Origin of the sequence: Candidatus Nitrosopelagicus brevis (assembly GCF_000812185.1) — an archaeon.
Taxonomy (GTDB): Archaea; Thermoproteota; Nitrososphaeria; order Nitrososphaerales; family Nitrosopumilaceae; genus Nitrosopelagicus; species Nitrosopelagicus brevis.
The window spans coordinates 20,311-41,676 of record NZ_CP007026.1 but is presented as its reverse complement, the minus strand read 5'-3'; the positions used below and the strand labels follow the sequence as shown (position 1 = coordinate 41,676).

The 21,366-nt window shown below is 33.2% G+C and carries 25 protein-coding genes; 11 read left to right on the top strand and 14 right to left on the bottom strand.

Annotation, left to right across the window (positions count from 1 at the left end):
- Positions 1 to 52: 52 nt before the first annotated feature.
- Positions 53 to 1,957 (top strand): ribosome rescue protein RqcH, encoded by a 1,905-nt coding sequence (gene rqcH, locus T478_RS00255; protein ID WP_048104301.1) that lies wholly within the window; start codon positions 53 to 55, stop codon positions 1,955 to 1,957.
- On the opposite strand, the gene T478_RS00250 is transcribed toward rqcH, so the two are convergent.
- Together T478_RS00250 and T478_RS00245 are read right to left on the bottom strand one after the other, a co-directional pair.
- Entirely contained in the window at positions 1,954 to 2,337 is a 384-nt protein-coding gene (locus T478_RS00250) for an aconitase X swivel domain-containing protein (RefSeq protein WP_048104300.1), read from the bottom strand. The two genes, rqcH and T478_RS00250, sit on opposite strands and share 4 nt — an antisense overlap.
- Positions 2,334 to 3,497: an aconitase X gene (locus T478_RS00245; RefSeq protein WP_048104299.1), complete on the bottom strand. Its 1,164-nt coding sequence runs from the start codon at positions 3,495 to 3,497 to the stop codon at positions 2,334 to 2,336. The genes T478_RS00250 and T478_RS00245 overlap by 4 nt, the downstream gene beginning before the upstream one ends.
- Before the next feature lie 51 nt (positions 3,498 to 3,548).
- Here T478_RS00245 and T478_RS00240 point away from each other — a divergent pair, with 51 nt between their 5' ends.
- Positions 3,549 to 4,202, top strand: a complete 654-nt coding sequence (locus T478_RS00240; RefSeq protein ID WP_048104298.1) for an endonuclease III domain-containing protein — start codon at positions 3,549 to 3,551, stop codon at positions 4,200 to 4,202.
- Here the strand turns inward: T478_RS00240 and T478_RS00235 are convergent.
- The 3 genes from T478_RS00235 to T478_RS00225 are packed head-to-tail and all read right to left on the bottom strand — an operon-like array spanning position 4,186 to position 6,760.
- On the bottom strand, positions 4,186 to 4,857 hold the full coding sequence (locus tag T478_RS00235; RefSeq protein ID WP_048104297.1) for a hypothetical protein: 672 nt from the start codon (positions 4,855 to 4,857) through the stop codon (positions 4,186 to 4,188). The genes T478_RS00240 and T478_RS00235 overlap by 17 nt on opposite strands.
- A 30-nt stretch (positions 4,858 to 4,887) precedes the next feature.
- Positions 4,888 to 6,015 carry a sulfate adenylyltransferase gene (gene sat / locus T478_RS00230; RefSeq protein WP_082008706.1) on the bottom strand — a complete coding sequence of 376 codons (1,128 nt, stop codon included), beginning with the start codon at positions 6,013 to 6,015 and terminating at the stop codon, positions 4,888 to 4,890.
- Between the two features lie 25 nt (positions 6,016 to 6,040).
- Positions 6,041 to 6,760: a phosphoadenylyl-sulfate reductase gene (locus T478_RS00225; RefSeq protein ID WP_048104295.1), complete on the bottom strand. Its 720-nt coding sequence runs from the start codon at positions 6,758 to 6,760 to the stop codon at positions 6,041 to 6,043.
- A 96-nt stretch (positions 6,761 to 6,856) separates the two neighbouring features.
- Between T478_RS00225 and T478_RS00220 the strand changes: the two genes are divergently transcribed.
- From T478_RS00220 to T478_RS00205, 4 genes are all read left to right on the top strand, one after another.
- The gene (locus T478_RS00220; RefSeq protein ID WP_048104294.1) at positions 6,857 to 7,975 is read left to right on the top strand and encodes a hypothetical protein; all 1,119 of its coding nucleotides are present in this window, start codon (positions 6,857 to 6,859) and stop codon (positions 7,973 to 7,975) included.
- Positions 7,976 to 8,005: 30 nt separating this feature from the next.
- A complete protein-coding gene (locus T478_RS00215; RefSeq protein ID WP_048104293.1) occupies positions 8,006 to 9,235 on the top strand; it encodes a glycosyl transferase in 1,230 nt (409 codons plus the stop codon).
- A 153-nt stretch (positions 9,236 to 9,388) separates the two neighbouring features.
- On the top strand, positions 9,389 to 9,730 hold the full coding sequence (locus T478_RS00210; RefSeq protein WP_048104292.1) for a hypothetical protein: 342 nt from the start codon (positions 9,389 to 9,391) through the stop codon (positions 9,728 to 9,730).
- A 14-nt stretch (positions 9,731 to 9,744) separates the two neighbouring features.
- Positions 9,745 to 10,110: a hypothetical protein gene (locus tag T478_RS00205; RefSeq protein WP_048104291.1), complete on the top strand. Its 366-nt coding sequence runs from the start codon at positions 9,745 to 9,747 to the stop codon at positions 10,108 to 10,110.
- Here T478_RS00205 and T478_RS00200 read toward each other — a convergent pair.
- Positions 10,107 to 10,907, bottom strand: a complete 801-nt coding sequence (locus tag T478_RS00200; RefSeq protein WP_048104290.1) for an SDR family oxidoreductase — start codon at positions 10,905 to 10,907, stop codon at positions 10,107 to 10,109. The two genes, T478_RS00205 and T478_RS00200, sit on opposite strands and share 4 nt — an antisense overlap.
- A gap of 3 nt (positions 10,908 to 10,910) precedes the next feature.
- Entirely contained in the window at positions 10,911 to 11,927 is a 1,017-nt protein-coding gene (locus tag T478_RS00195; protein WP_048104289.1) for a lysylphosphatidylglycerol synthase transmembrane domain-containing protein, read from the bottom strand.
- Positions 11,928 to 11,985: 58 nt separating this feature from the next.
- Between T478_RS00195 and T478_RS00190 the strand changes: the two genes are divergently transcribed.
- From T478_RS00190 to T478_RS00180, 3 genes are read left to right on the top strand one after another with little or no spacing between them, the layout of a single operon-like run.
- Positions 11,986 to 12,744 (top strand): PRK13768 family protein, encoded by a 759-nt coding sequence (locus T478_RS00190; RefSeq protein ID WP_048104288.1) that lies wholly within the window; start codon positions 11,986 to 11,988, stop codon positions 12,742 to 12,744.
- Positions 12,744 to 13,664 carry a homoserine kinase gene (locus T478_RS00185; RefSeq protein ID WP_048104287.1) on the top strand — a complete coding sequence of 307 codons (921 nt, stop codon included), beginning with the start codon at positions 12,744 to 12,746 and terminating at the stop codon, positions 13,662 to 13,664. Before T478_RS00190 ends, T478_RS00185 begins: the two co-directional genes overlap by 1 nt.
- Before the next feature lie 3 nt (positions 13,665 to 13,667).
- Entirely contained in the window at positions 13,668 to 14,342 is a 675-nt protein-coding gene (locus T478_RS00180) for a 7-cyano-7-deazaguanine synthase (protein ID WP_048104286.1), read from the top strand.
- 2 nt (positions 14,343 to 14,344) lie between these two features.
- On the opposite strand, the gene T478_RS00175 is transcribed toward T478_RS00180, so the two are convergent.
- Genes T478_RS00175 through T478_RS00150 form a run of 6 tightly spaced genes read right to left on the bottom strand, consistent with a single transcriptional unit; the run spans position 14,345 to position 17,923 of the window.
- A complete protein-coding gene (locus T478_RS00175) occupies positions 14,345 to 14,659 on the bottom strand; it encodes a hypothetical protein (protein WP_048104285.1) in 315 nt (104 codons plus the stop codon).
- 43 nt (positions 14,660 to 14,702) lie between these two features.
- Positions 14,703 to 15,242 carry a GTP cyclohydrolase I FolE gene (gene folE, locus T478_RS00170; RefSeq protein ID WP_048104284.1) on the bottom strand — a complete coding sequence of 180 codons (540 nt, stop codon included), beginning with the start codon at positions 15,240 to 15,242 and terminating at the stop codon, positions 14,703 to 14,705.
- A gap of 56 nt (positions 15,243 to 15,298) precedes the next feature.
- Positions 15,299 to 15,496, bottom strand: a complete 198-nt coding sequence (locus T478_RS00165; protein ID WP_048104283.1) for a hypothetical protein — start codon at positions 15,494 to 15,496, stop codon at positions 15,299 to 15,301.
- A gap of 32 nt (positions 15,497 to 15,528) precedes the next feature.
- Entirely contained in the window at positions 15,529 to 16,611 is a 1,083-nt protein-coding gene (locus T478_RS00160) for a hypothetical protein (protein WP_048104282.1), read from the bottom strand.
- Positions 16,604 to 17,632: a helix-turn-helix transcriptional regulator gene (locus tag T478_RS00155; protein ID WP_048104281.1), complete on the bottom strand. Its 1,029-nt coding sequence runs from the start codon at positions 17,630 to 17,632 to the stop codon at positions 16,604 to 16,606. Before T478_RS00155 ends, T478_RS00160 begins: the two co-directional genes overlap by 8 nt.
- A gap of 3 nt (positions 17,633 to 17,635) precedes the next feature.
- Positions 17,636 to 17,923 (bottom strand): winged helix-turn-helix domain-containing protein, encoded by a 288-nt coding sequence (locus T478_RS00150; RefSeq protein ID WP_177313224.1) that lies wholly within the window; start codon positions 17,921 to 17,923, stop codon positions 17,636 to 17,638.
- A 251-nt stretch (positions 17,924 to 18,174) separates the two neighbouring features.
- On the opposite strand from T478_RS00150, the gene T478_RS00145 reads away from it, so the two are divergent.
- Together T478_RS00145 and T478_RS00140 are read left to right on the top strand one after the other, a co-directional pair.
- A complete protein-coding gene (locus T478_RS00145; protein WP_048106610.1) occupies positions 18,175 to 18,609 on the top strand; it encodes a coiled-coil domain-containing protein in 435 nt (144 codons plus the stop codon).
- 78 nt (positions 18,610 to 18,687) lie between these two features.
- Positions 18,688 to 20,211: an LTA synthase family protein gene (locus tag T478_RS00140; RefSeq protein ID WP_048104280.1), complete on the top strand. Its 1,524-nt coding sequence runs from the start codon at positions 18,688 to 18,690 to the stop codon at positions 20,209 to 20,211.
- Here the strand turns inward: T478_RS00140 and T478_RS00135 are convergent.
- Positions 20,203 to 21,354 (bottom strand): CDP-glycerol glycerophosphotransferase family protein, encoded by a 1,152-nt coding sequence (locus T478_RS00135; protein WP_048104279.1) that lies wholly within the window; start codon positions 21,352 to 21,354, stop codon positions 20,203 to 20,205. The two genes, T478_RS00140 and T478_RS00135, sit on opposite strands and share 9 nt — an antisense overlap.
- Between the last annotated feature and the right edge of the window lie 12 nt (positions 21,355 to 21,366).

The following is a 21,366-nucleotide window of genomic DNA, read 5'->3' as shown; positions in this document are numbered from 1 at the left end:
GCAGTCACTAGGCAATAGTAAGAGTATAATTTCCAGACAAAAGTACAATACCATGACTCTTGCGGGAATTGAATTAGTATATCTTGTAAAAGACATAGGAGAAAAGACTAGTGGATACTATGCAAGTAACATTTGGGGAATAAATCGAAATAGTCTGTTATTCAAGTTACATCATCCAACAAAACCAGACATCATGTTAATGGTATCAAGCATAGGAATGTGGATTACAGATAAAAAAATTGAAACAATTGAACCAAACAAGATGTTAAGGCGATTACGTAGCGATCTTTTACGAGCAAAATTAACAAAAATTGAACAAATTGGAACAGAAAGAATTGCTTATTTCACATTTACAAACTTTGAAAAAGAATTTACTTTAATTGTAGAATTTTTTGGAGATGGAAATATCATTTTATGTAATGAAGAAAGAAAAATTTTAGCACTTTTGCATTCAATAGACGTAAGACACAGACAACTTCGTGTAGGATTAGAATATTCACCACCACCAGAAGATGGAGTAGATGTTTTAAATTTAACAAAAGAATCATTTAGAGAATTATTTTCTACTAGTGGAATTGGAAAAACTATAGGTAGAGGATTAGGATTACCCAAAAAATATGTTGAAGAAATTATTAGATTATCAGGAATTGATCCAAAAAAACCAAGCAATGAAGTTACAAATGAAGAATTTGAAGCATTGTATGAAATAATTACATCAACTCTTTCAAAAGTAACACAAGGCCCACATGATCCATCTGTTATAATTGAAGATGACGTACATGATGCATACCCAATTAGATTTTCAGATGATAATTTGAATGCAAAAAAAGTTGATAGTTTTAACGAGGGATTAGATATTGTATTTACAGAAGAAATTTTAGAAAAAGGAAAGTCACTATTCAGTAGTCCTGCTGATAAAAAAATAGAATCATTAGAAAAAACACTAACTGAGCAAAAAAATGCAATTAATGTTGTGCTAGAAAAATCAAAAACAATAGCAGAAGTAGCAAATTTACTATTTACAATGACATCTGCAGGACAACATGACATACGAAATGAAATGATTACAAACTCACTAAAAGAAAAAAATGCAGAAATAATTAGTGAGAAAGGTGTTCCTTACATGAAAATTAATGAATCAAAAATTCAGATAGACCCTGACTCATCTCTTCCAACTATTGCTTCAAAACTATTTGATGAATCAAAGAAACAAAAGGGTGCGGTAAAATCAATTGAAAAATTGATGAAGAAAACAGAATCTAAATTAGAAAAAACAATCGAAAAAGGAGAAATTGCAAAAGGAGCAGTTGGATTCAAAGAGGTAAGGAAGAAGAGTTGGTTTGAAAGATACAGGTGGTTTTACACATCAGATGAGGTTTTGGCAGTTGGAGGAAGAGATAGCTCATCGAACAGTGCAATAATTAGAAAATATTTAGAAAAAAATGACAAGGTCTTTCATGCAGAGGTTCACGGTTCACCCTTCTTTTTACTAAAAGGAGAGGATGAGGAATTACTGCCACTAAGTTTAGAGGAGGTTGCGCACGCTACGGTTTGTTTCAGTCGTGCATGGCAGATATCTGCGTATGGAATGAGTAGTTTTTGGGTTAACCCAGATCAGGTGAAAAAGGGTGCACCTACAGGTCAGTCAATGGCCAAAGGTGCGTTCATGATTAACGGTACAAGAAATTTTATCAAAGTTTCATCATTAAAACTTGCAGTTGGAATTTTTAAGCAAGATGAAGATTACTTGTTAGTTTGTGGCCCACCCGAACCAATTAAGAAAAAATGTCTATGTTATGCTGTGATCGAACCGGGTGGATCAACAATGTCTGATGTTGCAAAAAAGATTAGAGCTGAATTTGATAAAGTTAATGATAATTTTAAGAAAATATTTCTGATTGATGATTATGTTAGAGCATTACCAACTGGTTCAAGTAAGGTTACTGAAACTGGTTAGTTGAAAATTTTTTCAGACTTTGTATCAATAGTAATTTGATTACCATCTTGTATAGAATCAAATTCTTCATTAGAAACTACAATCATCGGTATATTTGCGAGTGCACATCCAGATGCAACAGTTAGATCAGCTTTTGTACAAATCATTGCAATAGGAGCAGATTGATTAGATTTAAGAGAATAAATTGTGTATGCACCAACACTACTTCCAATTCCATGTGGAAAAACAAGTACAGTATCTTTCATTGATTTTTCAAAAATATCATATTTTTTATCACGAATAATTCCTGTTTTTTTATCAACTGCACCAAGAAAATTAATTGGATTAGTTGATTTGAGAACTTTACCTTGCGCATTTCCTTGAACAATTACCTTACTCATTTGGTTTCATCCTCAATAATTTTTGATAATGGTTTTAGATTTACATCTACACCTGTAGAATTTTTCAAGTAGTATGCACCTTTTATGGAATTAGTAGTTACCGCATCAGTTTCATTGGTATCAATTAATGGTGTAAGACATGTACAACAATCCGATAAAATTTCACCACCTGCTCTTTCAATTTCATTAATGTAATCAAGTGTACGTGCTTGTTCCTGCACGGCTCTTGAACAAAAAATCATGCAGCGTTTTTGAAATGATTTACCCTTTAACATCTTCGATAAATCGGATATTTCTTCTAATCCTAATTGTGGACTTCCAAGAGTGATGACATCACCTTTTTCTGCGGTATTTAGTTCATCAAATATCTCATTCATCTCTTCTTTTCCAAAATCTACTTTTTCAGATTTTTCATCTTCATTATCCACAAACTGGAATTTAGCACACGTACCTGATGTGCCCATACCACCACACAACGCCTTACAGCTACGTCTGTTTGGTTGAGAAACACCAGAAATATTGACAGATGTATCACCAACCTTTCCTGCAAAAAATCCAAGCATCCCAAAATCCAATTCACTTGGATTATCCATTTTCATACGTATTGTCATTGGAGTTGTGATGTTTTCTTTTCGTAAATCAGAATACGGAGATTTGCCAGTAATTGCACTTGCTAATGCACTAAATGCACTTTCTTTGTTTGTCTTTAACCCTCCTAGTGAGTTTGCAAATATTGCAGCATTACTTTCAGCAAAAGAAACTTGTGTATTTTTTTCTGGTAGATCAAAAATATCATAAGGAGTGCAAGAAAAGGTTGGCTCAACTCCCATTCGAATGTAAGAGTCTCTGATACTTGCTTGTTTTTTTACAAATTCATCATCAATATGATTAAATTCAGAAATATGATCAAAATCAATTCCCATTGGATTTACAGTTGCTTTAACTTTAACACGAGCATCTTTACTTAATTCTCTAAGAAATTGTTCTCCCGAATCACCAATTGTATTGTAATTTACGCCTGAAAGATGTGCCCATTTTATAGGAATTAGTTTTTCTGCATCGGTTGCTTCTCCGGTTGCAACTAGAATTCGATATGCAATCTGTAATGTTTCACCATGCTTACCATTCAATGCATCTTTTTCTTCAGAGGTAAGTTCCATGATATTTTGAAAGGTTTTACAGATATAAGACTTGTACACAGTAGAATGCGTATGAAAAAAATTCTAGATGGAATGCGTAAAACAATGAATGCTGTTAAACCACCAAGAATTACAGCATTAAGAGATCTACATGATGCTGAAGATCATGGACCGTTCAGTATTTTGATTGGTACAATTTTGTCAGCAAGAACTAAGGATGAGTCAACTACAAGAATTGTAAAAGATTTGTTTAAGGTATACAAAAATGCACGACAATTATCAAAAGCAAAGTTAAGAGATGTTGAAAAAATTATCAAATCAATAGGGTTCTATCATGTGAAGGCTGAGCGAATTATTGAAGTAGCAAAAATTATTGATTCAAAGTATAAAGGAAAAGTACCTGATGATTTAGAAAAATTAATTGCCTTACCTGGTGTTGGAAGGAAAACTGCTAACTGTGTTTTAGTTTATGCATATGAGATTCCTGCTATTCCAGTTGATATTCACGTTCATAGAATTTCAAATAGATTAGGATTAGTTAAAACAAAAACTCCTGAGGAAACAGAATTTGCACTGATGGAAAAAATTCCAAAAAAATACTGGCTTGATGTGAATGATACTTTTGTTATGTATGGTCAAAATATCTGTAAACCAATTTCTCCAATGTGTGAGGTTTGTAAGATTAGAAATGGTTGTAAATATTACAAAACTAATTCCGCTTCTTAGTAAATAGTAAAAATGCAACTACACATCCAAGTGCACCAACTACATAAAATGGGAACATGTGCAATGGACCTTCTTTTGGATCACCTGAAAGCACCTCAAGATTTAGAAATCCTGAAACAGTAGCAGGTGGATCCTGAGAACCTTTCAAACCCCAAACAGAGTATGATTTTACTGCAAATTGCTCTACATCTAGATTTGTAATTACAATTCTTTCTCCATTATTGATTGTCAATCCTGCAGGATCAGAATATGCCAAGATAACTTTTCCATTTCCAGGCCAACCTCTATCAAGTTTGTCATGAACTACAACATAACCTTCTTCAGGAAGTTGAATTGCAACCCAAAACGGTCTATCAGGAATTGCACCCATTCCTATTTCTATGAATTTATCTTCAATATTTGCATCATACAATCTTACTACTGCAACTCCATCAGGATTACCATAGAGTAATTTATTTTGTAAATTTACTTGCCACGTAGTTGCGTGAATATCATCAAATGGAATTATTTCTGCATCTCGTGCAGGAATATTGAATTCATCCCAATTAATGTCAAATCTTGCAATAGAAAGCGAGTCGTTTGGTGTTTCCCATTGTCCAAATGCAGGAAAGACCATCATAGAGGCAAAAAAGATTATTGTAATTTTGTATTTCATGAGCTAGATTTTTCAGATCTTGATAAAAAGCTATTCAACAAATGGTTTGTCATAATTAATGATTACTTCGGCAACTTCAGGTCTTAGGATGAATTTTGATGGAGATTCACCATTGTTAATCATCTCACGCATTTTTGTTCCAGAAATTTGTTCTCTATGTTCTGGAGCACATGGACATACATTTGGATTTGTAAATGTAAGACATTTGTTACAGTAAAAGAATGCTGGGAAAAAGATTGGTTCTATTTCAAGTTCTGGGTAATCATCAAATATTTTGTGTGCTGCAAATGGATCGTAGAACTTTCCAACACCTGCATGATCCCTTCCTATGATTATGTGTGTACATCCATAATTTTGACGCATTATGGCATGATGAATTGCTTCTCTAGGACCTGCATATTTCATTTCTGTATGTAGTGTTGCTAATTGACATTTATTTTCTGGATAGTATTTTTCAATCATTACTTCGTATGCTTTAACAATGATTTCATCTTTAAAATCACCAGGCTTTTTCTTTCCGATGAGTGGATTTACAAAAACACCATCGCGTGTTGTTATTGCAGTTTTCTGTAACATTTCATGTGCTACATGTGGAGGGTTTCGAGTTTGAAATGCAACAATTGTTTTCCAACCTACTTTTTCAAATAACTCTCTTGTTTGTGTAGGAGTCATTCTATGTTTTCTAATTTCAGTCTCATTTTGTCTTTGAATATAATCGATTTTACCACCAACAAGAAAATCTTTCATTGAATTCGTTTTAGCAACACCTGGATGTGAGTCATCATTTGTCCCATAGACTCCATTCATTGTAGCTTGTTTATCATAAGAGTAGACATCTTCTACATGTAATACAGCAATTCCTGTTCCATCAGGATTTTTTAGTAATACATCTCCAGCATCCTTCATTTTTTTCCCTGTTTCTTCATCAACATCCAAAACAGTTGGCATAGTCCATGCAGTACCATTTGCAAGTCTTCCTTTTGAGATAACAGATTCAAAATCTTGTTGGTTTAGAAATCCTTCTAGTGGAGAAAAAATTCCATCAGCAATATTTTCTACATCATTTGCCAAATCTGCAGATATATCAACTGAGATTAGTCCGGATGGATCAACATCCTTTACTCTATTTACTAATTTTCCACCGTGTGCATTAATCAATATGAATCGGTTTTGTATGATTAATTTAATTGTCGTGGTTCATATGAAGGCCACACTCTTTGTTTGTGTCATTTTCCCACCACCAACGACCTGCACGTATGTCTTCACCGATCTTAATCGGTCTAGTACATGGTTCACAACCAATACTAGGATAGCCCTGATCGAGTAATTTGTTATACGGACAATTATTTGATTTTACATAATCCCATGTTTCGTCAAAGGTCCAGTTAACAAGTGGATTAACTTTTACAATATTTCCATGCATTTCATCAATTTCGAGCATGCTAGCACCAGAACGATTCTGGTTTTGATCATTTCTAAGACCGGTAATCCAACCATCAAGTGTTGCAAGCATTTTGTTCATTGGGTGAACTTTTCTAATACCACAACAAAGTTTTCTATTTTCAATACTATCATAGAAACAGTTCAAGCCTTTTTCTTCAATCATTTTTTCAACTTCATTTGGATCAGGATACAACTTTTCAATTTTTGTATTGTAACGTTGTTCAACTTGTTCTATTGCATCAAAAGTTTCTTTAGGCAATCTTCCTGTTTCAAGTGTAAACAATCTGGAATCAGAATTAATTTTAAACATCATATCAATAATTGCTGCATCCTCTGCACCAAAACTTGATGCCTTTGCTAATTTTGGATGAAGATTATCAAATGCCCATTTCAAACAATCCTCAGGTGTAGATAGAGTTTTGTTTACTTCATCTAGCTCTTGCTGAGTAAATTTTCCCATAAACCTGATTATCTAATCAAGTATTATAATTATATCAAAATTAGCTCAAGTTAAGAGATATTGTAAAATATAAACTCCTTAAAAATACTAAATTAGATGACAGAAGATACGCTGGTAGTTGTTTACCCATCATTATTTGCTGAAAATAAAATTAATCAACTAATAGAGAATATTAAAAAGATTTTAAAAATTAAAAAATTAAAATTTGCAAAAATTACTAGAGATGATTTTCTAATTTGTATTCAAGCAGATGATCCAGTCTTTGTATCTAGTGCAATTGCATTGTTATTTGGAATAAAAAAAATAGCAATTGCTAAAAAAATTAAAAGTAATTTTAAAACAATAGTTTCAGAAGTTGGAGAGATTAGTTCCAATCTTCTTTTAAAAGGTGAAAAATTTTATGTTAAAGCAGATGGAAACCCAAAAGGATTTGTCATAAAAGATTTAGAATTAGCATCTACATCAACGCTAATACAAAAAAATCAAAAAATTTCTGCAAAACCAGGTACAGAATCAAAACATGATAAATTGTTACAAATTTATGTTACAAAAACAAATGCATATGTCTGTATTTTTCTAGACGAGGGATTAGGAGGAACAGTAAACAATTCACAATCACAAAAATCAATCTGTTGTGTAACAGATGAGTTTTCAGCAGTTAATTGTCTTGAAACCATTAAACAAGGATTTGAGACAAAACTCGTGATTTGTTATGAAACACGTGAAGATGTAATTCATTTAGTAAAAATTGTTGATAAAATACTTCCTAGAATGTTAAAATCTGAAGTAGAATTAGAATTTCATAAAATATCAAAATTTGGAAAAAAGTCAGAAGATCTATTATCAAAAAATTCTCTAATTACTAATATTTTGATTAAATCTGCAAAGGAGAAACAAATTTCTCATATTTCACTTGCTACTTCACCGCTAATTTTTCCATCTACATATGTTGAAACATTACAAAAGAGAATTTTTAGTGCAGGAATAATTCCACACATTTCATTATCCGGAATTGATTCAGAGATAATGAAAAATGCAAAAGAAATTGGAATGGAAAAATATGTTCCAAAAATTGAAAAATTTCTAAAAAGTAATTTGATAAAATCTAAATCAAAATTAAAGAACAATGAAAAAACAATGAAAAAAATAATCAAAGTTAAACTAGGACCAAATAATGTTCATACAATTTTAGACTCTTTAGAAATTGAACACTGAGAATTTAAGCAGGAATTTTGGGTGAGAAATATGGCAAAAATTGGACAATTCATCTATCCATGGGGAAATGGACATTATTCTCGAATGATGAGATTGAATGAAAAATTAAAAGAATTAGGAGACAACGAGTTTCATTATTTTAGTAAAGGCGATATCTATCAAAAATTATTAGACAAATTTCCTGATGAAAAACAGAATATTCATGAAGTTTTGATGCCTACACCAATAGATGGTAAGTTTGGGCCAAGTTTAAGAAAATCTTTGTGGAATTTTCTATTGCCTGTTGAGGGTAATGAACCCCTAGTAACACAAATTTCAAGCTATCTTAAAGATGAGGGTAAACTTTACAACAAAATTGGATTTGATTTAGTAATTAATGATGGAGATATGGGTTCAAACGTTTTGGCTCAACGAAGAAATATCACAAGTTTATTTGTAACAAATCAATTTAAACCGAAATTATGGAAGTCAAGATTATATTTTAAACCAGCATTAGAGTTTGTTGCAAAACAAATCTCCAAAGCATCTAAAATTTTAGTTGCAGATTCAGAACCACCATACACAATGTGTGAGTATAATCTAAATTTTACAAAAGATATTCAAGAAAAAGTAGTCTATGTCGGACATTTTACAAATGAGAAAAAAATTGAAAAGGGTGAAAAGGGTGATTTAGAAAAATTAGTTTCAGATTCTGTTTATGGTTATTGGATGAGAACTGGAAATATATCAACTAATGATGGAACAGGGGAAAGATATGAAGAAGCATTTCATCAGCCTGAGTTGAAAAATGAAAAAAGGATCATTTCTCATGCAAAAAATGATGAAAGTATTGATCGAGTTTTGGATAAAGATGGTAATGAATATTCGATATCAGAAGCATATGAGAAAAAAGTTGATTGGATTCAGATTGACAAGGGATTCCTCTCTGAACAAGAAAAAGAAACTGTGTTGGATCTATGCAAGTATGCGGTAGTAAATGGTTCTCATACAGTAATGGGGGAAATTTTAGGTGGTCATGCAAAACCAATAATCGGAATTCCAATTTATGATGAACACACGAATCAGATTGAATGGATAAAAGAAAAAAAACTGGGATTATTTGCTCAAAACAGAGGGCAAATAGTAGAGGCGGTAAAACAAATGTATGAAAATTATGAGGAATATACTGATTCGGTTAAAGGATTTTCAAGAAATTTCAATGGTAATGGAGTCAGTAATACAACAAAGATTGTATCAGAAATTTTAGAAGACAAAAAATAATAGCATCTTTTAGAAATTAATCAGCGTACTGGTGCGCGGTTTGTCGATGGGCGAACTGACCGCAAGGGATGAAGAGTTAATCCGCGCATCAGTCATTTTTCTGATCCAAAAAATGTGGCAACACTCTTATGTAAAAATAGAAGAAAATCGATATTGGTAAACTGTCCTGAGTGTGTAAGTAGAGAAATAGCAAAAAGAAAGAAACAGCTAGAGGCAGATTTTAAGGCTGAAGAGCAAGAAGAAGGTTATGAATTTCGAGCACCACCATATCGAGAACTAGAAGATGAAATTGATTCTGAGAGTATGGGATTTGTTATGAAATTAGATCCTGCAACAAAACACTTCATTTGTAAGAGATGTGGTCTCTATGCTACAAGAGAACAGGTTAGTGATATTAGATACAAATTATCTCGTAAAGAAAGCACAAAATCAGATAAACAGTATGATTATCTAGATTGGTGGCAAAAGAGCAAAAAAGACAAAGAAGCAGAATAAGTTTTTGAGGAAAAATGGCTAAAAAAAAGGACGAGATTCCGGAAGAGATTAACAAAGAATTAGAGTCACCAAAATTCGGTAAGCCAAAATCAATGAAAAATTCAGGCTACATTTTAGATATCAACGAAGACGATAAGAAAGTTGATTTACAGTTATACGAGTCTGTTCAAGGAACAACAATTCTTGAAGGACTAAAGCTTGGAAAAGATGTTAACTTGAATGATTTGATGAAAGGTGTTGTGTGTGAATTCAAACTGAATGAACTAAAAGCAAAACTAAGCAAACAAACAGTAGATTATCTTGCAGAACAAGGAATCAATCTAAAAGAAATTATTCAGTATGAAGTAACAGAAATTATAGTTACAGATGAAAATATCTAAGAGTCTCTTTTCTCAAGCTGTTTTCTAAATCTATTTCCAATAATAGGATTAATCAAAAATGGGAATGTTTGTTTGAACCATATTCCAATTCTTACAAAAGATGGAACAACAATTTCTAATCTAGATGAATCTGAGGCTTTGATTATTGCGTTTGCAACGGAATCAGCACTTAATGAAATTCCGGTTGCAAATTTTGTAAAATTTTTGAAAGAGGGATGATCAAACAGGCTTGTTCTAACCATTATTGGACTAACAACAGTTACCCCAACATTAGTTCCATGCAGTTCATGGTGTAAGCCCTCAGAAAACCCCAACATTGCAAATTTTGTTGCACAATAAGATGCAATTCCAGGTACCCCAAAGCTTCCACCAACGGATGCCACATTAACCATATGACCAGAATTTTGCTTAAGAAAGTGTGGAAGAAAATATTTTGTGCAGTTAATTGTACCAAAATAGTTTGTTTGCATTTGAGATTCAATGTCTTCAATGGACAATTCTTCTACTTTTCCATAGATAACAAATCCTGCATTATTTACTAAAATATCAATTTTAGAAAATGTCTCAATTACTTTTTCAGACATTTCTTTAACTTGTTGTTTGTCAGACACATCACAAACCTGAATCAAAGTTTTGGTTGAATATTTTGAAAGTTTTTGCGCAACTTGTTCTAATTTCTCTTTTCTTCGTGCAACTAAGACTAGATTTGCGCCTCTTTTCGCAAATTGTTCAGCTGCTGCCTCACCAATTCCACTGGATGCTCCGGTAATTACAACAACTTTATTTTTAAAATCCATTTCTCATGCAGAATTTGGTTTACTTATTTTACTTAATGCTAATTTTACCAGCAAGATCCATGTGACAGCAATTGGTATGTAGTATGTAGCAATTCTCCAACCAATCACAGCATTCCATTGTAATGAGTCAACATCAGCTGAAAAATTGAATGGATCCAAATTATTTAGATATGCAATTATTCCAAATTCTGCCAATCCAGAACCACCTACGGTAATTGGAAGATTTGCAATTGCGTTAGCACCCATTACTGCCATGATTGAATCAAAAAATTCTACTGCATATCCTACACCATTTGCAATTACCAAAAATGAAATTCCATAGCACATCCAAGATACTATTGATACAAAGAATCCTATAGTGAAGGTTTTTTTGGATTTACTAGAGTGAAGGTTTTCTCTACTCATTACACAAACTTCTTCAATCCATCCGTTGGTTTGTTTAACATATTTTTCTCCACGTTCTTTTCCTATTGCAGTTGCAAGAAATGAGATTACTCTTGGAAGTGTAAATGTGCGTTTTGATGATAAGAAAAACAAAACAATCCATAGCCCTGTAATTGGAACAGCGGTTCCTAAAACTACTGCACCAACAACGTATGCACCATACATTATTGCTAATATTCCTGCTAAAATTGAAAGTACGCCTGCAGCAAAGACTTCAGTTACAATATCTAATAATGCGACCCAAGATGCTTTTGATGTTGGTATTCCTTTTTTTGTCATATAGTAAATAACTGCAAACTCGGCTCCAACAAACATTGGAGTTGTAAATTTGATAAACTCACTACCAACACGCATCGCGGTTAATCGTTTTATGGAATCAAATGGGCCAAGAAAGGTTCGTGCAATGTAAGCAAGTTTCAATCCCTGTAATCCTAATTTTGCCATTATTGCGACTACGGCCAATGTGAAAGGTATGACCCCTATTGCAAAGACATCCTCGGCTTCAATATCAAACTGAATTGCAATTATTATGATTGGAATGAGAGTAACAGGAATTACTGCTAGTCGCCAGTTCATTGCTCAAGTTTTAAGAGATTCAAATATAAGCGAATAAAAAAGAATTTTTGTCGAACCATTGAAAGTTATTTTTGTTACAGGCACAGCAGGGGCAGGAAAGTCATTACTGACTTCAAAAATTAAGGAATATTATGCAAAAAATGCCACATTTCCAATTACACTAAATTTAGATCCAGGAGTTGCCAGCTTACCATATTCACCAGATATTGATGTCAGAGATTATGTAGATGTCAATTCACTGATGGAACAGTACGAATTGGGATCAAATGGCTCACTGATTATGGCAAATGATTTGATTGCCACAAAAATTGATGATATACAAAAAGAGGCAGACACAATTAATCCGGATTATCTGATTGTGGATACGCCTGGACAGATTGAATTGTTTGCATATAGGCAAAGTGGCCCATTTTTTGTACAGAACTTTGAAGCTGAAGAAAAGATGAACTTGTTTTTGTTTGACGGAACAATGGTGTCAACCCCAAGTAACTTTGTCTCACTAATGTTACTTTCAACATCAATAAGATTACGATTAGGATTACCAACAGTTAATGTAATTACAAAAACTGATTTGATTGAAGAGAAATTACAGCAAGTTTTAAGCTGGTCCGGAACAGACTCAAAATTAGAGGCAGATTTGGCAGGAGAAGTAAATGGGGATACATTTTCTCTAGTATCAGATATGTTAACAAGCATAAACAGAAATGACTTTCAGCAGGATTTGATTCCAGTTTCTAATGCAACAGGAGATGGAATGGTTAATCTACAAAGCGCACTAAGCAGAACTATTAACTTGGGCGAAGAAATAGAAGATTAATGGCAAAATCAGTAACTGTACGTGCTCCTTGCTCTACTGCAAACTTGGGTCCAGGATTTGATGTGTTTGGCATGGCACTAGATGCGCTATATGATAATGTAATTCTAACAAAGAAAGGAAAGGGAGTTGTCATAGTAAGTTCAGATAATATTCCTCTTAGCCCATCAAAAAATACTGCCGGATTAGTTGTATCTGCAATGAAAAAGGAATTCAAGATAACAGATGGTATAGAAATTAAAATTAAAAAAAATGTTCCTGCAGGATTTGGTATGGGAAGTAGTGCAGCATCAGCTGCTGCATGTGCAGTAGGTCTTAACAAATTATATAATTTGAAATTGACAGATACGGAACTAGTTGAATTTGCAGGAATTGGGGAAAAGGCTAGTGCAGGAACAATACATTATGATAATGTTGCAGCATCAGCGTTAGGTGGATTCGTGGTAGTTAAGACAAAACCTTTGAACGTAGTCAAGATTCAACCGCCAAATGACTTGGTTTTGTGCGTGGCAGTACCAGAATTGAAGGTTCCTGCAAAGAAAACCAAAGTTTCAAGGGGCGTTATACCAAAAAAAGTTTCATTGTCAGATATGGTAAAAAATATTTCAAATGCATCAGCTATTGTAGCAGGTTTTTCAGAGAAAAATTCCGAATTAATTGGAAGATCAGTACAAGATGTAATTGTTGAACCTGCAAGAAAACACATGATTCCTGGATTTGATAAAGTGAAAAAAAATGCAATGGCTGCTGGGGCATATGGAGTTACAATTAGCGGTGCAGGGCCATCAGTAATAGCATTTACAGATAAAAAACATGATGCAAAGAAAATTTCTAATGCAATGAAAAGAGGATTCAAAGCTGCAAAAAAGAAATCAGAGGTTTTTATTTGTAAGCCAAGCAAAGGACCAATAATCAAAAGATAGAAAATGAAAAAAGCAGTTATTATTCTAAGCGGGGGTTTAGATTCAGCATGCATGGTATCTTATTTGAAGAAAGGGTACCAGCTGTATGGAATTACTTTTGCATATGGTCAGAGAGCATCTGAGGAGATAAAGGCTGCAAAGCGTATAGCAAAGTTACTAAAACTAAAGGAGCATAAAATTCTCGATATTGGTTTCATGAAGGAATTGTATGGAGATAGCAATGTCCTAACCAGTACAAAGAAAAAGATGCCTAGTACCTTTGAATATTCCATCGTGGTTCCAATCAGAAATGCAATTTTTCTCTCAATTGCCACAGCATGGGCATTTACCCTAAATGCAGAACTAGTTGCATATGGAGCACAAAAAGGAGACACAAAATATCCCGACTGCAGACCAGAATTTACTAGAAAAATTCAGACAGCCCTAAACCAAGGTGAATACGACGGAATCAAAAATAAAATAAGAAAAGAAATCAAAATTTGGTCGCCATATTCAGAGAATATTTCAAAAAGTGATTTAATAAAAAAAGGCTACAAGGAATTAGGAAATGAGATTTTCAAAACTTGGAGCTGCTATCTTAGCGGCAAGGTACAATGTGGAAAATGTGAATCCTGTAATAATAGAAAGATTGCATTTGCAAAAGCAAAGATTGAAGATAAAACCAAATATTTGAAGTAAGGTTAGAGAATTCTTCTTTTCAAAACAAATCTACGAGCACCAAGATACCATGCTGCAAATACAATACCTACAATTCCCCAGAATATCCAGTTTAGTGCTGTTTGCTGCATTTCTGGCTCATCACTCATAGTACAGTCAGTTATTTGTGATGTTTGTTCACACTCCCAACCATACATTACTACAGAGTCTTCAAAGAATGGATTAACTTGCCATGATATGACTACGGCAACTGCGATAACTATTGCAAATTCAATAACAAACCAACTAAAAAATGGCCATGATTCGCTTGGAACATGTATGTTATTTCGTGCAGGCATAATGATTTTCTAATTAGGGGATTATTTAATTTTTGATAGGATCTTACTTGTTTTGAATGGCTTTGAGTAGCTCTTCTTTGGTTTTTTGATCCTCAAATACCCCTCTAAATGCTGAAGATGTCATTTGAGCATCATTTCTGACACCTCTCATTTTCATACATAGGTGCTCACCTTCTGCCATTACTGCTACTCCTTTAACACCCTGAGCATAAATCTCATCTGCAACATTTTTTGTAATTCTTTCTTGAATTTGCAATCTCTTTGAGAATTTTTCTACAACTCTAACTAGTTTAGATATTCCAAAGACACGACCATTTGGGATATATGCAATTTGTATTGTTCCGTAAAATGGTAACATGTGATGTTCACACATTGAATAGAATTGAATATTTTTTGCAACTACCATCTCAGAGTCTTCTGAAAATTGAACAGACAATTCAGAATCAGAGTCATATCCGGAAAAGATTTCAGTATATGCATCTGCGATTCTTCTAGGAGTGTCCTTTAGACCTTCTCTAGTAGGATCCTCACCGATTTCAATGATTAATTCACGTACGAGTTTTTTCACACGTTCTTTGTCCATGTGATCTTAATTGATTTCAAAGGTTATTTTAAAGGATGTGAATTATTTACGCACGATTATTCTTGAACAACTATTTCTTTCTTGTAGAACATACCTGAGATCATAAAAACAACGCCCAGTATGCCAATTAGGCTTCCAACAAACTCAATTGTTGATTCTACTCCTACAGCAAGTGGTGCTATGGCCAGTGCTATGAATGCTCCAAAAATCACCATCGGTAATCCAACATAGAGGATGATTGCTTTTGAAGTCATAATGAAAAACGAGATTGAAATCTATATGAAGTTTATGTTGACTCTTGTACAAGTTTTTCTGCTTTTGTTAGGAGTTCGTCTATTAATTGTAATTTTGAATTAATTTTTCGTTCAGAATCATCTAGATTGTTTCGTACATTGTCAATAATGGCAATCGCTTTTTCTACATAATACAATGCGGCATTACTTCCTTTTACATCAGAATGAAGTAGCTTTGCTCTAGTCTCAAATTGGGAGAGTTCAGATGTGATTCTTTGTGTTTGAGATAATTGTATTTGATCAACATCAATTTGTTGCAGGTTATTTCTGTTGATTTCTTCGATATCATTGTGTATTGTAATGACTATTCTGATTTGTTTTGTGATTTGAGATGTAGAGTTTGAGGAGATTAGTTGGATTTTTGAATTTTCCAGCATTTTGACATAATCTAGCAAGCCAGAGGTTTTAGCCTGAACAATCAACGTATTGATTCTGTCAACATATTTTTCAGCTAATGCTTGTGCACGAATTATTTTATTTTTGTCATTTACTGTCTGAAGATTTTTGTAAATTTCTAATCCTTTCAAAGCAATCTGATCAATAGTTTGTTTTGCTTTATCGCTTTGACCTTGTTGATTATTCTGTTTGGCAAGTGTTAGAAGATTTTTCATTTCTGAAAAGTCAATATCTGCTCCAATCTTATCAGAAATTTGCTGGAGTTTCTGGAAATTCATTTCGTATCGTTTGATGATTTGAGAATGATCAGGTAATGATGCATCTTGTGCTTTAGTTTCAGCGATTTGATTTAGCATCTGACTGATTTGTTTGATTTTACTCATTGAAGAAATGAAATGTTCTCTTGCAGATTTTACATCTCCTTCTTTGATTGCAGATTCTAATTGATCAATCTCATAAGCACTTTTGTCATATATCTCAAGAACTACCTGTCTGTTTTTCCAATCCTGGGTATTGTTATTTTCCATTTCATCGATGTTGTGTTTTATGTAACGTTTTGCCTTTTCAGCAATTTTTAACATGTAATCTAAATCAGATGAAGCATCAACTTGCATAGCTGATGTTGGCAACAAAAGACCAGCAAAAGCAAAGATTGCAAGAATTGCATAAATTTTATTCATTTTTGTCAGTCTCCACGTTTGTCAATTTTATGAGGTTTTGTTGGTCTTTTTTAGTGATTTCAATTAATTCATGTCTTTCGAGTCTTTTCACTGCTCTCCACATTGTTGTTCTAGGTAAGAGGAATTTTTTCCTAAGATCACTTTCTAGTGCGCTACCACCATTTTCATGAATAAATTTGATTATGTCTTTGTCATCTTCTCTAAGATCTGGCATTTCTAGGACCTTTTCAATATTGAATGGCTCGTTCCTCTCTGCAACTACAGTAGTTTGTGAGGCAGAAACGACTTGTTTTGGTTTATTTTTCATCTTGATTGCGATTGCAGCGATTGCAGCGATTGCTACAGCAGCCCCACCTGCCACATACATCATAGAGTTATCATTATCTGCTGTTACAGGAGTTTCTGCAGGAGGTAAAACCTGGGATGATTCTGCAACTGCTAGGAAATATGTAATTTCAGCAGGACCGCTAGGAAGTAAGATTTTGGTTCTATCAGAATCCACATTCATATCAATTGGAAATGTTGACATTCCTACTATCACAGAATTTTCTGGCATTACCACATTGAATTCAACTGGAGAATCTATCTCAAATGACCAAATTTTTCCATCTTTTGAAATTAACGAGTATGTGTCATAATTAATCAGAATATTTGAAGACCCAAGAGTCTCAACTTGTAAAATGTTTTTTTCAGATTGTGTGGACAAAAGAAAACCATTTTCATCTTCTGCCACAAGATTTTCAAGAGAATCACCGTAAAGTGAGACCTCAGTATCAGGAAGAAGCGGATCAGAGTCTAAAGAATAAGTAACATGTGTCGATCCATCAGGAAAAAGAAAGAAATCGAGGGTTCGAGTAGAGCCAAAAGAGTGCTGTAGCGGTACAGACATAGCCAGCAGAATTAGGACGAAAGCTGCTACGTGTACACGTGCCATCAAAATCAGGGCATCTGTTGGGCTTAAAAGCATTCCATCATTCTTGGAATCTTCCAACCAACCACAGTACACTGACTCTTGGTTCATTTTCTAATACCTCAGATTCATAGATTCTAGGAGATTTTGGAAGTTTTTGAATTCATCAAAGAATTTTAGACCTTTTTCAGTTATCATGAATTTGCGATTTCTATCGTCTCGTCTTGTTTCAACTAAGCCTGCATTGATGAGTTTTTCACATTTATCAAGAACGGCATAGTGAGATAGGTTTGCTCTTCTGGAGATTGCAGACACAATGACGCCCTGCTGGCCTCCATTCATGGTAACATCTAAGATGTCTCCCATTATTCCCATTTCGGATCTGTATTGTTGTTTTGACATGCTGTAGTATACGAACCCCAGCTTTATGAGGGACATTTTGAAATTTCATATAGGAACGCATAGCGGAACAGCTTTGAAACGGGTAAAAATCAACTAAAAATGGCAATTTTGGTGGCGGGGGCGGAAAATTGTATTTTTTCGTGTGTGTAAAATGTGTGTAAAATTCGTTCTTTCATCTTTTTATTTGAGGAAAATGAAGTTAATTCGTGACTGGATTATTAGGTTCTTCCAAAGAAGACGAAGGTGGCGAAATGATGGAAGAAAGACCAGCCGAATCTATGCCTGAACCACCTCAAGAAATGGCTCAATCAGATTCCGATATCGGCATTTCATCATTGATGAACAAACGAGCAAAGCTAGAAGAGGCTATTGATTATGTTGGAGGTTTGATTGCCAATCTAAAAGAGAAAAGAACAAACCTCGAAAAGGAAATAGAAGAAGAATCTGTAGACATTAAAAATTTGAAGGAGAAGTTAATGAAAGTTAGTGATTATATCGATGAGGAAACACGTGGAATTGAACATTTATCTCAAAAAAGAAATGCTGTAGAAAATGAGGCAGATGAGGTTGGTACTCTAATCTCATCAATGAGAGAGAAATTATCTGGAATAGACAAAATCATCGATGACGAAGGAAAGAGAATTACTAGTTTCAAAGAGTCACGAGAAAAAACTTCTAGTTTTTAGAAAGCATATTACTAATCACAAGAAATTCGCTAATCTGTCTTGCATAGGATAAAAATAGTACGTTTTAAGCTTAATTTCATGGAAAATGGTAGTTTACGAGAGAGAAAAGCAGCAATTGTTCATCCAATTTTATTTGCATGTTTTCCAGTACTTTTTCTTCTTTCAATAAATTCAGGAGAACTTACGGCACAAGATGCGTTAGTTCCTATATTAATTTCAGCAGCAATAGGTTTTGTTTTTTGGATTAGCCTACGAGTCTTTTTAGGTGGAAAAAAAGCGGGACTCATAGCCTCTCTATTCATCCTCTTGTTTGTAATTTATGGTAATATACACAATATTTTACAATCTAACAGTTCTGATATTTCTCAGTTTATAGGTTCAAATCTGGTATTGGGCCCAATCTTTTTAGTTATTGGAATTCTTGGTATAATCTTTTTTAAAAAAACAAGGGCATCTAGTGAATTAAACTCAATTTTTAATATAATTGCAATTGCAATGATTGCAGTTCTTATTACAACTTTAATGTTCTCTTATTCTACAAACTGGAATGATGTGGATAGTATACTATCAAATTTTGTGGAAGAACCAATAATAATTAATGATGTTGAGAAAAAGCCGGATGTTTTTGTTATAATTGTAGACGAATTTGCAGGGGAAAAACAAGCAAAAATTGATTTTAATTATGATTTAACACCATATTACAATAAGCTGGAAGATAGAGGATTTTTGATGCCGGATGTAAGTTGGGCGAATTATCCTCACAGTTTTCTTTCTTTTGCGTCAACTCTCAATATGGGTTATTTGGATGAACTTGTGGAAGATGTAGATCCTAATTCTAAAGATTTCCAATTATTCATTAGATATACTGATCAGAACAAAGTTTTCAGAATATTTGACTCGTATGGATACAAGGTGAGTGTAATTGGCAGTTCAATTGGTTATGGTGGTGTCCCAGATGAATACTTGTGTGCTTATGGTGATAGAGTGTTTGAACTTAGAAAAAATTTAGTTATGACATATTTGCCGGTTACAATTTTTAATGAAGAATTACTATCTAAATTTCACCGTGATAAACTAGAATGTTCATTCTCATATATTGAAAATTATGAATCAGTAGGGGAACAACCACATTTTGTTCATACACTATTGCTTCTTCCACACGGTCCGTACATTTATGATTCAGAAGGAAATGATGCTAAAAGAGACCCTAAGTTAAAACCTGATAAAGAGGGATATTTTGGCCAATTACAATTTGCAGAAAAAAAGAGTTTAGAATTGATCGATTCAATTCAAAAACGTTCTCCTGAATCTGTAATAATCATATATTCAGATCATGGTTATAGGGATGAAATAGATCAAGCAAATCCAACTGATGAAGATTTTGTAAAAGCATTTAATGTTTTGACAGCTGTATATTTCCCAGACAAAGATATTGAGATTCCTGAAAAACTTTCATTGGTGAATTTGTATAGAATATTCTTTAATACGTACTTTGATACTGATTATGAGATTCTGGAGGATAGGCATATTTGGTATGATAACATAATACCTCAACCATATGTCCACATTGACATTACAGACAAATTGAATTCATTAACTTAATTCTGTGTAAATTTTTTCTATAGCTTCGGCACCAATTTTTGCTGATTTTCCTAAGTTGTAAACTGTTTCTGAACGTATTTTTATAATTCGTTCTTTTGTTAGATTATCACCATGTATCTTCTCAATAATCTCTTGAATATTTTCTAAATTTTTTGGAGATATCACATAACCAATTTTATCTCGAATTGAAATTTCTATAGGTTCTAATGATATATCATCTGAATTTGGATTCAAAACCTTTTTTGGGACATCAATGAATATTACCGGATGTTCAAAAGTAAACGCATATTCAAAAGAAATTCCAGACCAATCTGAGATCATACATTTGGAATTTTGGAATTTTTCTGGAGGAATAATTCCTTCTTCTAGGGTAAAATTAGGATTATCAATAAATTTTTCTTCTATTGCCTTGATTAATTTTTTAGAATCTATTAATGTTCTAAAATGCGGTCGTAATAAAACTCTAAAACCAGAATTTAGTAAAATTTCTAATAATTTTATACCACATACTTCTAAGAGATTTTCTTTGCCGTATGAAGGAGCAATTATGATTAATTTTTCATTGTCTTCATTAGATTGAGAAAATTTTTGTTTCTCGTTTAATAAAGTGTCCAGTCGGCCAAACCCATATGTGATTAATTTTTTTGGTTTTAATCCATATGTTTTTTCTGTTTCTCTAATCTCATTTTTGTGGTGTTCACCAACACAAAAAATAGTATCATAATTATCTATGGCTCCTTTTCGTAAATACGAATGAATACTAAACATTGAATGAAAGATGTATACATAATGGACTGAATACACCTTTGATCTTTTAATGTGAAATGTTTCTAAATCTGGCATATCCATAATCAGAATTTTTGCTTTTAATGTTAGGAAAAATTTTGTTCGTGCAGTTCCATCTCCTATGTAAAATGCGAATATATTTTTGCTTTTTGAGGATAGCATGGGATCGTTTTGGACAGAGGTCACATAACATATTTTAAAATTTTTTTCTTCTGTTAGCTCTGAAATTAATAATCTAAAGTGATTCATCGATGCCTTATTCTCTGCATAGAATACAATTGATCGTTCATCAGACGACAATTTTTCAAATTTTTTTAATTCTGACCAGTCTTTTCCTAAAGAAAAATTAATTTTCATATATGAAGATTA